This window comes from Bradyrhizobium sp. SZCCHNS1050, from assembly GCF_032484785.1.
GTDB lineage: Bacteria > Pseudomonadota > Alphaproteobacteria > Rhizobiales > Xanthobacteraceae > Bradyrhizobium.
This window is the reverse complement of sequence record NZ_JAUETR010000001.1, coordinates 2,973,478-2,988,151: the sequence shown is the minus strand read 5'-3', so window position 1 is coordinate 2,988,151 and position 14,674 is coordinate 2,973,478. Positions and strand designations below refer to the sequence as shown.

Annotated in this window: 9 protein-coding genes and 1 pseudogene; 4 read left to right on the top strand and 6 right to left on the bottom strand. The window is 57.9% G+C overall.

Annotation, left to right across the window (positions count from 1 at the left end):
• Positions 1-84 precede the first annotated feature (84 nt).
• The gene (locus QX094_RS13530; RefSeq protein WP_410052298.1) at positions 85-2,967 is read left to right on the top strand and encodes an SUMF1/EgtB/PvdO family nonheme iron enzyme; all 2,883 of its coding nucleotides are present in this window, start codon (positions 85-87) and stop codon (positions 2,965-2,967) included.
• A 2-nt stretch (positions 2,968-2,969) separates the two neighbouring features.
• On the opposite strand, the gene QX094_RS13525 is transcribed toward QX094_RS13530, so the two are convergent.
• Complete coding sequence (locus QX094_RS13525) at positions 2,970-5,345, bottom strand: hypothetical protein (protein WP_316187945.1); 2,376 nt, start codon at positions 5,343-5,345, stop codon at positions 2,970-2,972.
• Positions 5,346-6,660: 1,315 nt separating this feature from the next.
• On the opposite strand from QX094_RS13525, the pseudogene QX094_RS13520 reads away from it, so the two are divergent.
• Positions 6,661-6,837 (top strand): annotated as a pseudogene (locus QX094_RS13520) (transposase domain-containing protein); the annotation flags it as partial.
• Between the two features lie 174 nt (positions 6,838-7,011).
• On the opposite strand, the gene QX094_RS13515 reads toward QX094_RS13520, so the two are convergent.
• The gene (locus tag QX094_RS13515) at positions 7,012-7,281 is read right to left on the bottom strand and encodes a conjugal transfer protein TraD (protein ID WP_284422119.1); all 270 of its coding nucleotides are present in this window, start codon (positions 7,279-7,281) and stop codon (positions 7,012-7,014) included.
• A 1-nt stretch (position 7,282) separates the two neighbouring features.
• A complete protein-coding gene (locus QX094_RS13510) occupies positions 7,283-7,609 on the bottom strand; it encodes a conjugal transfer protein TraD (RefSeq protein WP_284422120.1) in 327 nt (108 codons plus the stop codon).
• Between the two features lie 170 nt (positions 7,610-7,779).
• On the opposite strand from QX094_RS13510, the gene traA reads away from it, so the two are divergent.
• Both traA and QX094_RS13500 read left to right on the top strand, forming a co-directional pair.
• Positions 7,780-10,791: a Ti-type conjugative transfer relaxase TraA gene (gene traA / locus QX094_RS13505; RefSeq protein ID WP_284422121.1), complete on the top strand. Its 3,012-nt coding sequence runs from the start codon at positions 7,780-7,782 to the stop codon at positions 10,789-10,791.
• Positions 10,792-10,919: 128 nt separating this feature from the next.
• On the top strand, positions 10,920-11,135 hold the full coding sequence (locus QX094_RS13500; protein ID WP_316173606.1) for a helix-turn-helix transcriptional regulator: 216 nt from the start codon (positions 10,920-10,922) through the stop codon (positions 11,133-11,135).
• A gap of 213 nt (positions 11,136-11,348) precedes the next feature.
• On the opposite strand, the gene QX094_RS13495 is transcribed toward QX094_RS13500, so the two are convergent.
• From QX094_RS13495 to QX094_RS13485, 3 genes are read right to left on the bottom strand one after another with little or no spacing between them, the layout of a single operon-like run.
• Complete coding sequence (locus tag QX094_RS13495) at positions 11,349-12,335, bottom strand: restriction endonuclease (protein ID WP_284422123.1); 987 nt, start codon at positions 12,333-12,335, stop codon at positions 11,349-11,351.
• A 12-nt stretch (positions 12,336-12,347) separates the two neighbouring features.
• Entirely contained in the window at positions 12,348-13,775 is a 1,428-nt protein-coding gene (locus tag QX094_RS13490; protein ID WP_284422124.1) for a nucleotidyl transferase AbiEii/AbiGii toxin family protein, read from the bottom strand.
• Entirely contained in the window at positions 13,772-14,647 is an 876-nt protein-coding gene (locus tag QX094_RS13485; RefSeq protein ID WP_316173602.1) for a type IV toxin-antitoxin system AbiEi family antitoxin, read from the bottom strand. Before QX094_RS13485 ends, QX094_RS13490 begins: the two co-directional genes overlap by 4 nt.
• Positions 14,648-14,674 lie beyond the last annotated feature (27 nt).

Genomic DNA, 14,674 nt, shown 5'->3' with positions numbered 1-14,674 from the left:
CTCCTTAGCCTGCACGAAGGCAATGGAAGCATACTTTAGCCTGCCGATAGGCACGGACCTTAAATCATAGTGTGGACTTGTGCCATGAGACCGGAGATAAAGCGAGCAATCGCACGGATAACGAGCATTAGGGACGATCGCAATACAGTCCTCGGAACGGGTTTTTTAGTAACCGAGCGGCACCTTTTGACCGCCTTTCATGTTGTGGGAGATCGGATCCAGTCTTCGCTGAGTGACGCTCCATTTTTCTACTCGGCCTTGCGGGTAACATTTCCGGACGCTGGATTGTGCGATCTTGCAGCTAAAGTAACAGAGGGATGCTTTGACGTTATAGGCGACTGGGCTTTGTTGGAACTTGACAATCCGACAGCAGGCATTTTTCCACTGACGCTCGGCGAACTCTCTCCCAACTCCAATGACAACAGTGCCTCTCGAGCATTTGAAAGTTGGGGCTTCCCCGCAATTGCCGAGATGGCTGGTGGGGCTCTCTTCATTGACGGCCGCGTTCAAGGCGCACTGTCACAAGGTCCAGAGATCGACGTCTATCAGCTTTACAGCGACAATGTCGCAGCCGGTCAGAGCGCTCGACTAGACGGCTTCTCTGGCGCTCCATGCCTTGTTGATGGCGTCGCAGTCGGCATTATCCGATCAAACTTAGTTTCACCTCTCAATAGAGATTCCGTTGCAGCTGGCGTACTGTTCGCTTGTCCCATCAACAACGACGTACTCCAAACACGCTGCGCACGATATCTGCCAGCAATAGATCCAATTCTCGGATTGCCGGGACTTCCTCATCAAGCACTGCCAGCAGAGCCGTTCCGGTACCTTCGATGGTACGGCGCCGAGCATGCGGAAGTCTTCTTTGGTAGAAGCCGTAGATTGCGGGAACTATATGAGCAGGTGGTTGACAACGAGGGGCCCGGCGTCATTCTGGTGTATGGAGCTTCAGGGGTCGGGAAATCGTCATTACTCGAGGCTGGGTTGCTTCCTCGCCTACGGTGGAGCTACGAAGCGCGGGCGCATCGCAGGGAGGCGGGCAAGACTCTTCTGGAGCTTTTCGAAGACCGCCTTAAAGAAGCTCTTGCCGCCACCGACACCAGCAATAAGCCTGTTGTCCTAGTAATCGACCAGATAGAGGAAGCATTCACTAGCCGGTCGTTCGGTAACGCCGAACTTAGCCAGTTGGCACACCGCCTCAAGCGACTTAAACACGAGCGACGCGATACTAGAATTCTGATCGGATTTCGAAGCGAATGGCTGGCCGAAGTTCGTGCCCGCTTGCGCGAGGCGGAGGTGGTCTTTACCGAGTTCTTTCTTGAGAGATTAACGCAGGATGAAATCGAGGAAGTGGTCCGCGGTATAGTCAGCACCCGGCGGCTCCGTAGTTGGTATAATGTTGGCGTCGATGACGACCTTCCGGCGCGCATAGGCATGGATCTGTTAAGCGACCCCAAGTCGCCCATAACACCCATGCTAAGCATCATTCTTACGCGGCTCTGGCAAGAGGCCAAGAAGGACCGAGCCGGCAACCAGTGCCTTAGTCTGACGCACTATGACGTCCGCATGCGTGGAAAATTGGACCTCGATCAATTTCTTGAAGAACAAATAAACGTTCTAGCGGAGATCTATCCGCAACATGTCAACTCGGGACTAGTCGAGGATATCCTCTACCGGCATACCACGGACTATGGCACAGCGCTTGAGCTGTCCAGGTCGGAGACGTTTAAGCTATATGCCCATCTTGCTGATCAAAAACACGATATCGAAGGATTGATCGACGAGCTCCTGCGAAATGCTCTGCTCTACACGGTAGCTACCGCCGATGACGAAAGGTCCACGAGGCTCGCTCACGACACTCTTGCTTCTCCTGTGCGTCGTCGCTTTGACCGGTCGGAAAGGCTTGGTCAAAGAGCCATCCGTCGTCTATCCGACCGCGCCAAGGAATGGGACCCAAGGGATCCGTCAGCCGGCCTTCTTGACGTTGCTTCCTTAGAACTGGTGCGAAAGGGCCTGGTCGGCTCTCGGGCACCGACCGGCAAGGAGGTCACTTATCTGAATGCATCCAAGGAAGCGGACGAATCCTCTAGACGTCAATCCCGGCGCATCCGCTTGGCTTCTGCTGTCGCTTTTTGTATAGCAGTCATTACCGCGGTGATCTGGTGGCAGCACCGTTGGCTTCATTTGATGGCCTACCAACTCACTCAAGTTCATACTGCTGCGGTTGGCTCGCTGTCTGTAGGGAGTACTTTCAAAGAATGCTCGCACTGCCCCGAAATGGTCGTTTTACCAACCGGCCGCATCATCATCGGCTCGCCAACCGCGGCGGTAAAAGAGATGGCCAGGGAGCAGCCTGCCAAGATGTTAGAGTTTGAGACGCCAATTGCCGTGTCCAAGCATGAGATAACGAACGACGAATGGGACCAGTGTGTTAGGTTTTCATTTTGTTCGCAGAGAGCGGATCCAGCAACTAACGGAAATACGCCGATTACGAACGTCAGCTGGGCCGATGCACGTGACTATGCATCTTGGCTGAAGCAGGTGACTGCCGAGGACTATCGGCTGTTAAGCGAGGCCGAGTGGGAGTACGCAGCCAGAGGCGGAAAATCGACCTACTTTTCCTTTGGCAACGACGACAAGGAGCTCGATCTATACGCATGGTACGGTGGGGGTCTCGCACTCACGGAACCACAAGAGGTTGGAAAAAAGCGCCCAAACGATTTTGGGTTATTCGACATGCACGGGAACGTGTCCGAGTGGGTTGCGGACTGTTTCAGAGACAATTACGGAGACGGGCCAAAGAAGGAGCCATGGAATGAAACAGCTTGTATACGGCACGTTATAAGGGGCGGCTCATACCTTGACAAGCCAAGGGGACTGCGCTCATCAGCCCGCGACTGGTCCAGCTCTGGCAGCAGCACCATTGGGATACGAGTTGGACGGTCGATTAGACCAAGCGACTCAAGATGAGTTCAGAGATTTTCATCGTCGTCGCTCCAAACGCTGCAGCTGACCGAACCACCCACGGCCTCCCGTTTAGCAGCATACAACGCGTGGCGCGTTGTTGGAAAGCGTCGAATTATTTCAAAATTCATTCTATGCTCTTCCGGAGCCCTGTTCGCGCAGTGATAAATGATCGCCATCCAGGTGTACGCGTTGTCGATAGCGTTGGCTCGGGGAAACTTATCGACGAGCGCTTGAAAAGTGCGCTCGGCGGCCTCTACATTTTTTAGCCTTACTCCCTCCGAGTACAACTGCTCCGCCATGGCGTCGTCTAACAGGCCTGAACCCGGGAATTCGTTTGAAAGATCCACGACTGAGGTTGGAACCTTGCGAGGATCAAAAGAAACCAGGATTCTGACCTTTCTATAAAGTAGCCATTCGCGTAGTGAATCGAGTTGCGTCTTCTTTGGCAACTGCGCGAGAGAAATGTCTATAAGGTGCAGGGCCTGTCGTAGGTCGCGGTGCGCCAGCGGCGCCATGCGCTTTCTGCTGGCTACGTCGTCGGTGGCGTCTGTGAGCCGTGAGTACTTGATCACAGCCATTCTCACAATTTTATTGGCCGCATCAGGGCGACTGTCAGCAATTGATTTAATAGAGGTGCTAAGTTCGACGATCTCCCGAGACGCCTGCAACACGTATGGAATTTCCACAAAATTGGGATCGTCAGCATACTTGTGCTTAATCTTTTTCAGTGCTTGCGCAATGAGAATTGGGTCCGTAGTCGCAGGTAGCTGGTCCGACGGCGCTTGCAAGTAGCGCAACGCTCTCTCAGCTACATCGATCACGTACGTATAATCGAAACGCCGGTAAGCATCTCGAGCCACCTTGTACCATATCGCGGGCTGCTGCGACAACGCAGGAATCTCTTCAAGTGCTGCAACCTGCTGCTGAGGCGTGTATCTCTCAAATATTCGAAGCACTAGCCGTGTGGCAGCAGAACTATAATCGCCATTTCCAACGTTCATTGCCCGCGCAGCGTAACCGAGCGCTTCTTGCATCTTATTCTGATGAAACGCAAGCCAGCCTATCATGTAGGCCGCATCATCGGCCAATCTAGACGATTCGTCATTTAGCACCAGCTCGAACAGCGGCTTGGCGACTGCCGCCCTGCTTACAAACTCGGGATCGACAGCACTTAGTCGCGTACTTCTATATCGTGCTTCATGATTCAGGAGCGAGATTACTGACTCTATGGAATCGCCGTCGGCAAGATGGATTTCGGGATCGTTTAGACGTTTTACGACGCCTTCGAGTAACGGCCTAAGAGCAGCATAGCCCATAGCATACCGGAGCTCCGTCTTGATGACCGACGAGGGGTTAACCGCCAGTCCTTTTTCGAACTCACCTATCGTGTAATATAGAAACTCTGAAAATCGTCCTTTGGGATTTGCAGCCAAGAACTCTAATATCCGTTCTCGTATTTCCGGATACAGGGTATTAGGACCATAGTTTACTTCCGTCCAATGTATCTTCTGACCGAGCGTTTCAGAAACACCCAAAGGAAGTAGCGCCCACACACGCGATTGAAGCTTTTTTTGCCGGTATCTCTGGAAGATCTTATCCAATTCTCGATTTGCAACCGCAGGAGAGGCGGCAACGGCGATACGCCTGCTGTCCTGAGCGACTTTAATCCAGAGCGAGAAGTCATCTGCCGAACGAGTCTGGTCATCGCGAACGGCTTCCTCGAGCGTGGGAACGAAGGTCGTGATCGCCGCCTGAGCCATATTGGCTGCAACGTAGTGCCTGTGCCCCCGTCCACTTGCATCGAAGCTTGCGCAATAGACATAGCCGGCTTCTCCCGCTACTCTAAATATGGGAAGGCCCTGATCTGTTGATTTATCGGGATCTTCCAAGGGATCAATCAATGCATCCGTGCGACCAATATCGTCTTTGTGGATCCTTGCGAGTTCAAGCTTGCCCCATACACCGATTACGGCAGTGATGCCATCTCGAGTCTGATACCAGTCAAGCTTTATTGGTTGTTCTTTGTTTTCTCGCGAGAGCTCGTCAATCTCCGCCTGCACTATCGACTTGCTAAGCGAGACGGGCGCTACGGTCGTCATAAGATAGGTGAGTGTTCCATCTTTCGACCGAAGAATCTGTGTAGTAGCTTGACCGCGACCTAAGCTAGTCGGCCTCGGCTGAATTCGCTTGCACCACTGATATCCGTCAAAATCGCGGCTGTCGCTGCACTCACTGAACCTCTTTGCGTAAGAACTGGCCGGGAGTTTCTCACCCAGCGTCATGCCATCGATTACATAAGCATAGGAACTTTTTACTTCACCTGTGACCACAAACAGAGTTTGCAGGAATATCTGCAGCGTAAAAATGCGAGCGTAAACCATCTCCCTCTCCTCGGTCCCGCCAGGTGCCCAAAAGCAACCTTTAGGTGAATGTTACCGGAGGGCCAGACGCAGCGATAGTACTGCTGATAGGAAATTTTGGTCGACTCCCGTGCTCTGAGCGCGCCTATATGTCGGCCGAGTCTCGCTGCAGTAAATTGAACGTCTGATTGATTGCGTTAAATTGAGGCACGACGCTCCGATTTCGGACTCAACACTTAGCCTCGCCACCGACTCTATTTTTGGTCGTATCCGGCATTTCTTGTAGCTTGGCAGAATGAACCCGTCCGGCCGCGTCGCCCTGACATTTCGGCAGACCGGTCGGAGAGCCTTACCCCAGAGAGCTGCACCGCTACCGGAACAAGTGACAAACCTGTTCATCGCGCATGAAAGCTTCCGCGTCGCCGCGTGTCGCACCGGCCGCCAGCTCGAAGCTTAGCTGCGAGTCGTCACCCGTGGTGCCGACGATCTTGAGCGGCGCGCCAGCCGGCTCAGCGGCCACCGACGCTGCGTCAGCTTCCTTGTCCCTCGCGGTCGACTGGCAAGCGCCTCGCCGGCACGCCACTCCTGTCATGCTCCCTTCGACCATGCGTGATCTCCGTTGTGGTGGCAATCAAGGCGCCGAGCGATTGCGCCGGCCACCTGAACTCTCCCTGCCCTACTGCTTCCCTCTTGTCCCACCACGCGCATAGCCCGATGAGTCCGCCGCACGTTGGCCGTTCGGCTCGTCCTCCAGCATGCCGCTGGCAACGATCAACTCTCGAACAGCCGCTCGCACGTCGCCGTCGCATGACGCGATCACTTCGTCCGTCGCTGCTTCTAGGGCGCGGGTTTAGGCCTTGGATCTCATCGGTGTTGGCGGACACGGCCCTGTTCCGTGCTCACCGAAACAAAGAATAGCTCTTCTTTTGTTCAAATGCCAATCTAGACCGCAAGCCGGCCCTCTATTCGCTGTCCCGGAGCAAAGACGTCAACGTCATGTTCGAGCCGCCCCCCGATCACAAGCCACGGTCGAGTGCGCTCACAATAAGAGCTTGGCTTGCCGCATTTCCCGCGCTATGGCGCGACGGGAAGCCGCGCGGGGGGCCGGGGCGCCCGGCGGGACTTGGCGGTCCTGCAGATCGGCAGGTTGGCAATTCAGTTCCGAGGACGATCTACCAATGGCCATCTCTCTTGACACGTCAGAGCGTACCAGCCTGATTAAGAATTCCCGGAAGGCGCGCTATGGTGGCCCAATAACCTTAGGATTGCTTGGAGACATCCGATGGGAACGAACACTTAGCAGTCGGCTCAGAATACAGGGAAAGTACTTTGTAACGCCGAACACTGGGCTGTCGTCGCCTCCCTTATCGAGACCTGCAAGCGCAACGATGTCGACCTGCTTGCCTATCTCTCCGACGTCCTGACCAGGATCGCGAATGGTCATCCGAACCGCGAAATAGACGAGCTCCTGCCCTGGGTCTACCGCGGTCAAGTCCTCAAAGCCGTGGCTTGAGAACGACGCTTACGGCACGTTTGTGTTCGTCACTAAAGTCGATCTTTCAGCGGAGCTTTGGGTAAGCCATCAAAGGTCTGAACTCTGGCTTCCATCCAACCGAAAAGGGACCTCAAGCCGCGCGTTGGCGGGCAGCACTGCAATATTCGGAGACTTCGCGCCGCCCACGATGGGTCATTCCCGATGCTGCGCCGTTTGCTGCGATAGTGAGAGTACATGTGTCGCCCGTTCCACAGAAAATGCCTCCTTTCCTTTTGCGGCCCAGAGCGCACTCGCCGTTTCGCGCCGATCGCCGTTGAGTTTCTCGGCGATCCAGATTAACGCGCCGTAGATCATAACGCGATCATCGCGAGTCAGCCCCACGATTCCGGCTTTGACGACGAGACCGCCGAGTTCGATGAGGTGCCGCGTGCGCTTGCGGCGTTCGACCTGCCATGCGCGCATGTCATGCCGCGCCCTTGCGGCTTGATGCCGGTTGCACGCCGCTCGGTTGCGTAGGAGCGACGTCAGGGTTGAGGTCAGTTGTTGGCGCATTTCGCCGCGACCGGCTTTGAAAGAACGCGGCGCCGCGCTTGGCCCATGCCTCCTTCCTACCGGCCTCTTTCGTCTCGGCCAGCACGATCAGCGCGCCGGCCAGTTCTTCAGCGGTGAGAGTGTCGGCTCCAGTCGCGATAACCAGTTCGCCGAGCTGGCGCACCTTGCGAGTTTTCAGCCCGCGCGCCTTTTCTTCGAGTGCCTTCAGGTCCGCATCAAAGTCTCGTGGTTTGCGCATCCTCGTCTCCATGAGTTCGATGCAGAAATCATAGGCGAGCAAACAGCAGAATACTGTAGGATCATCAGGACAGGCTGACACGGTGCGATCCCTCCCGAGATTTTTTCGAGGGAGGGCGCGCTTATACGTCGTTCCGACGTGCGCTTCGGTGTGTCAGTGATCTGATCGCGATGGCGATCTATCATCTTCACGTCAAGGTCATCGGCCGCAAGGCCGGAAGCAGTGCGGTGGCGTCGGCCGCCTACCGTTCGGGCTCGCGTCTGCGCGACGAGCAGCTTGGCCGTGATCAGGATTTTTCCGGCAAGCGTGGCGTCGTCCATTCCGAGGTGATGCTGCCGGAGAACGCGCCGGAGGCTTGGAGCGATCGCGAACGGCTTTGGAATGATGTCGAAGCGTTCGAAGTCCGGAAAGATGCCCAGCTTGCACGCGAGGTCGAATTCGCCCTTCCGCGCGAGATGACTGATGCGCAGGGCATCGAGCTGGCCCGGGACTTCGTTCACGGTGAGTTCGTCGGTCTCGGCATGATTGCCGATCTCAATGTGCATTGGGACAGGGGTGAGGACGGACTGCCCAAGCCCCATGCCCACGTGATGCTAACGATGCGCGCGGTCGGCGAGAAGGGCTTTGGCCAAAAGGTGCGAGACTGGAACCGCACCGAGATGGTCGAGCGCTGGCGCAAACGCTGGGCGGAGCTCGCCAACGAGCGCCTGGCCGAGCTCGACATCGACGCGCGGATCGACCATCGCAGTCTAGATGCCCAGGGCATTGCGCTCGAGCCGCAAAGCCAGATCGGCGCGCCGGCCAAAAGGATCGAAGTTCGGGGCGTCGCAGGCGAAGGGATTGAGGCCGACCGGGCCGAGATGCACCGCGAGATCGCGCGGAACAATGGCGCGCGGATCATCGCCGATCCCTCCCTTGGACTGGAGGCCATCACCCGGCAGCAATCAACCTTCACGCGCCGCGACCTGGCGAAGTTCGCGCACCGGCACAGCGACGGGCTCCACCAGTTCAACGCGGTGATGGGCGCAATGCAGGGGGCGCCTGATCTGGTCGAACTCGGCAGGGACGCCCGCGGCGAGGACCGGTTCACCACCCGCGGAATGATCGAGGCAGAGCAGCGCCTGCACCAAGCTTCAGAGCTGCTGGCGGAGCGGAAGCGCCATGAGGTCGGCGACGCGGACCGCAGGGCCGCTTTGTCGCGCGCGGAAGCGCAAGGCCTGGTCCTGTCATCCGAGCAGGCCGAGGCGCTGGCGCATGTCACAAACGGGCGCGATCTCGGCGTCGTGGTCGGCCATGCCGGGACGGGAAAGAGCGCGATGCTGGGGGTGGCGCGAGAGGCGTGGGAGGCGGCCGGCTTCGAGGTCCGGGGCGTGGCGCTGTCCGGCGTCGCCGCGGAAAACCTCGAAAGCGGATCGGGCATATCGTCACGCACGATTGCCAGCCTGGAGCATGGCTGGGAGCAAGGCCGTGATCTGCTGAAATCGAGCGATGTGCTGGTCATCGACGAGGCCGGCATGGTCGGCACGCGCCAGCTCGAGCGCGTGCTGTCCCATGCTGCCCAGGCTGGCGCCAAGGTGGTCCTGGTCGGTGATCCGCAGCAACTGCAAGCGATCGAGGCGGGCGCGGCATTCCGGTCGATCCATGAGCGTCACGGCGGCGCCGAAATCGGTGAAGTGCGCCGTCAACGCGAGGACTGGCAGCGCGACGCCACGCGCGATCTGGCGACCGGTAAAGTGGGCCATGCGCTCGGAGCTTATCGCTCCCGCGGCATGGTGCATGAGGCCCAGACCCGAGAGCAGGCGCGCGGCGATCTGATCGAGCGCTGGGACCACGACCGGCAGGCATCGCCGGATTGGAGCCGGATCATCCTCACCCACACAAACGACGAGGTCCGCATCGTGAACGAGGCGGCGCGCAGGCGGATGCGGGCCGCGGGCGATCTGGGCGACGAGGTGCGTGTGACAGTCGAGCGCGGCGCGAGAAGCTTCGCGAGCGGAGATCGCGTCATGTTCCTGCAGAATGAGCGGGGGCTTGGCGTGAAGAACGGCACGCTCGGGACCATTGAGTTGGTCAGCATTCAATCGATGACCGTGCAGACCGACGATGGCCGAGCCGTGCGCTTCGACCTCAAGGACTACAACCGGATCGACCACGGCTATGCGGCGACGATTCACAAAGCGCAGGGCATGACGGTCGACCGGGTCCATGTGCTGGCGACGCCCGGCATGGATGCCCACAGCAGCTATGTCGCGCTGTCGCGACATCGCGACGGCGTCGACCTGCATTACGGCCGTGACGATTTTGCCGATGCGGACCGTCTTGTCCGCGCCCTGTCGCGCGATCGGGCCAAGGACATGGCTTCGGACTACGAACGTGCCGATCCGATCCAGAACTACGCCGAGCGGCGTGCCATCGCCTTCCGCGAGCGCGTGGCCGAGATCGTGCGCAAGATCGTGCCGGAGAAGCTGCGCGACATATTCGACGGCATTCGCGTTCCTGGAGAGGCGTCCGACCGGGATGGCGGACAACGGCCCGAGCGGGGATCGCCGGAAAGGGAGACGAGCGATACGGAAGCCGGCCGGCGCGCAGCCGAAGTGCCGGCAAGGAATGTGGCGCAAGATCCCGAAGCGGAAGCGCGTCGCGTCCGGACCCGGGCGCTGGTACGCCATGCCCGCGCTATGGATGCGATCCTTACGGCGCAGGAGACGGGCGGCAGAGCAAGCCCCGAACAGGTCAAAGAGCTGCAGAAGGCCCGCCAAGCCTTTGAGGAGGTGCGCCCCTTTGGCTCGCACGACGCCGAGGCCGCTTACAGAAAGAACCCGGAGCTGGCCCGTGAGGCCGCCAGCGGACGCCTCAACCGCGCCATCCGCGCGCTCCAGCTCGAGACCGAACTGCGCATCGATCCGAGCCGCCGTGCCGACCGGTTCGTGGAGCGCTGGCAGAAGCTCGAACAGACCAGCCAGCGCCTGTATCAGGCCGGCGACATGGCCGGCTACAGGGCGACGCGCGCGGTGATGGGCGACATGGCCAAAGGTCTCGAGCGCGATCCGCAACTGGAATCCATCCTCGCCGGCCGCAAGAATGACCTCGGCATCGCGTTCGAATCAGGCCGGCGCCTCGGCCAGGATCTGGCCTTAGCCCATGGCATCGATCTTGGCAGAGGCCGTGGCCTCGGACTTTAGCCCATCCCAATTGCAGCCGACCTTACGCTATGACCGGCAACGCACGAACTCCCATTGTCCGCCTTCACCTGTTGGGCCTCTCTGGCCTCACAAGCCGTCAGAAGCAGCCAGCAAGGGGCATCTCGGCCATGCGCGAGCCAGACCGTATCATCCGTCTAAAAGCCATCCTCGCCAGGACCGGACTATCCCGGTCCACCATCTATCGAAAGATTGCGGAGGGTACATTCCCCGCGCAGCTCAAAATCAGCACCAACGGCTCGGGCTGGCATGAATCCGACATCAACCGCTGGATCGCAGACCCGGTCGGATGGCGGCCGAGGGGGATGAGGTCTGGAGACGAGTAGAAGTTCACGGTCGGGGGAAAAGCAAACAGCCGAGGGCCAACTTTCCGCGATGGCAGCTAACCCGGTCGACGGGTAGGGATTTGAACCTATGACCTTCAGGTTATTTGCAGTGAGCCTGCGACGGGATTTGTTTCCGTCAAAGCGCCCGAGCTTTGAATAGTTTTATTCTCACCCTGCCTACCTTATCTCATTCTTGCGGCAAATATCCAGAAGTCACGACGTGATCGGGCGAATTCCGATCGACCGCGTTTCCGACAGAAGCGTCGCTTGCAGATCGACATCTTCGATCCACATCGCGCTACGAAGGCGAAAGTACGTCTTACACAACGACACAACCTTGTTGCTTTCCCCAAGATACATCGGCTCTGTGAATTCAGTGATCCCGCGGTACAGGGGCTTCGTGAAGCCGGATGTAGACAGAAAGATGCCCGCTGTAGCCTGTCGGGACGCGGTCACTTCGACGAACTTTCGTACATGAGCCATGCCCGGTCTCGCCTCCGCCCAATGCTTAACCTCGACAAGGTATATTTGTTTTCGACCGCCTTCCGTAGCAGTCAATTCGAGATCGAATCCGCCATCCTTACCCGGCCGTGTGAGCTTCGTCTCGAAGCCAATTCCTTCAAAGGCTTCCCGCAAAACTTTCTCAAGCTCCCGCCATTCAAGCTCTACGAGGGTCTCCGGCCGACGAGCGATCAGTTCTACGAGCTGCCGCATTGCCGTTCTCACGATCCGTTCGTATGCCGTATCTGCCTGTTCAGAATCGTCTTGTTCCGCCTCGGCCTGTTTTGAAAGCCATGCGCGCAGATCGTTCGGCTGGAGCAAATCAATTTTACCGAGTCCGACCGTATCGGCATGACGGAGCGCTTCGGCAGAAAATCCGAGTCGCGATAAGATCATCGCGCGATCAAACGGCCCAGTTGTTTTTAACCTGAAAGCTTGCTCAACTGATTCGAGACCAGCCTGTCTCCCAGCAGCTTTTATCTCGATTGCGATCGTCTCCAGAGACTCATCAATCTTCGTGCGAATGAAGCAATCGACCTCAAGCAGAGCATGTTCCGAGACGGCGAAACCCTTTTCAATAACCGGGCAGCCGCACGTCTGAAAGACTTCCACGATTAAACTCTCTGCCTCAGATGGTTCGACAAACTTCCCTGCTTCAAACCGATCCACGAGGGTCAACGCCGATTGCAAGTTTTTCATATAGCTATCGACCTAATATTTGGTGCGGATGTAGGCCCCGTAAGAACCGTAGCACTGGTAGCCCGCCCGGTTCTTGTGAGGCCGCAGCGTGCTGTCGTGGGTTTTACGCTCGAAAAGCTTGCCGCAAACGGTGCAGCGAAAGACGTAAGTTGGTCCGGAGCTCGAGGTTCGCGACTGCCGCCGCGTCGAGGCTCGTGGCATCGATATTTCCGTAGATCGTGATGTCGGCGGAATTGACTGAACGCCGGTTGGTGTCAGTTCGATCGGATAACGGGGCGAGAAGGTGGTCTGCGTCGGTGAAGCTCCAAGGATACTGTCTAGGCGATAGGTGCGCGACTTTCCGTCTTCTGCGCGGACGGCCATCAACAGGATGGCGCCCTCGCGTGATCGTCGCAGCGAGTATGCTTCGATTGCGCGAGTCGAGCGTTTGCCATCCTTATCGCGGTAATCAATATTAACAAGCAGCCGGTTGGCCGCAGCGAAGCGGATAACTTCGATCGCGGTCTGGCCGGGTAACCCGGTTGGTAGGCCGATGATCCGGTCGCGGACAATTTCCGCGGTGGCGCCACCCATGAGCGGCATGGCTGGCAACACCGGTGCCACCACCTCACTATGGAGCCACTGGAAAATCTCGGGCAGAGCGTTCCAGAACGACGCAATTGGCAACAAGGCCGGAAGCTGATGGTTGAGCATTCCCGTCCAGCCGGCCTCGACGTCACCTCGATGCTGTTCGATGTCCACTAGCTGCGGCAGCTGAATGCCTTTGAAGGCGCATTTCTGGCGCAGAACATCGACAAACTGAACGCGCTCGGGCCTGGCGTCAGAGTTTCGGTAGAGATTGACGACGTCATAGAGGTCGCGAGGACGGGTGCGCTCAGCAAGCGCCCGAAACTTCTCGGCGAATGCCTCAACATAATCGTAGGCAAGCACCTCGATGCCCTCTTCCGGAGCATCGGAGTAAGGATGGAAAATCTCCACAGTCTCAGGCGGCAGAGCGACGTACTCGTCAGCCGTCAGATCGAGCTTGATGCGCGGCAAGGGCCGGGTCGGGGAGACCGGGCCTTTGTAACTGATCTTGCCTTGGCAGGAGAGGTTGCCGCGTGGATTGCGGTAGATATCGAATTCCTGTTGAGCGGCCGGAACCTCGATGCCGGTCTCTTCGTAAATCCAAGTCCCGATCTCGGAGAAGACGCGCTTGAGGAAAGCTTCGTCGAGCTGGGCTTCGTCACGCAGCGTAAAATCGAGATCCTCCGAGAACCGGTAGGTCTCAAAAAAGCACTTCTTCAGACAGGTGCCACCTTTGAAGATCCATTTCTCGGCGAGCTCCTCATGGGCGTAGATGCCGGCCAGTATCCAGCCGAGAACGTAATCCTTTTCGATGACATGCGGAGTGAGCGACGTCTGCACGGCAAGATCGAGGATTTCGCGCCTGTCGATCAATGAGGGTCTCCGGCTGCCCAGGATGCGGGAATGAACAACCGCCATCTTGAGGCGAGTCGCTTACAATCCAAAGCGGGATCTAACTTTGCATTACCGGTTGTCAGCCTTTGACGGCAGAGCTCGGCGAGTTCCGTCCCATCGGCCTGCCGTTCGGCCAAGAAGCCGAGGCGCTTAAAGACGGCGCCGTTCCCGAGCTGGTCCGCGTATTGGATGAGCTTCTCGTTGCTGCGGTCAGATCGCTTGAAGTAAGCATTCAGACAGTCCGAGACCTGCTGGATGCCGCCGCCGATGGCTGGGTCATCAAGTATATCAACGATGGTGCGGTGCACGTCCGACACCGGCACTTTGCTCTGATGGCGCCAAACTTGCCTGGTACCGAAAATCTTTGCCGGATTCAGATGCTTGAGCGTGAAGTCGAAGCCCTGGAGCTGCTTGTGTTTGGTGCGGAGGGCCCGGCCGGTCACCACGACAACGTCCTTGAAAATCTGCTCCGTGAGATCCCAGTGCTCGGCCGCAGTGCGACCGCCGATATAGGCCGGAGCGAACAGGGCCGGCACCAGCACCCAGGCGTCATCAAGAACGCGCTCCGAGCCGAGCGTATCCACGGCTGCGGGCACGTAAGCGCCAGTCCCCACCCGGCTAAGCCAGCCTTGCTCTCGCCAACGTGCGAGCCGCTTCGCCGCCTCCACCCGCGAGACGTCAAGCGCCTTCGTCACATCCTCGATGTGGATCACATCACCGGATGCGGAGAGAACGCGCTGGAGCTGCGCGCGACCTTGCGGCAGATGAGAGACTGTACTTTTCACAAGCTTTAATTCACAGAAAATGAGAAAACTGGCATATAGAATATACTCCCTTGAGCAGAGCCGCAATGCTATAGCTGCTGATATTCGCAAAAA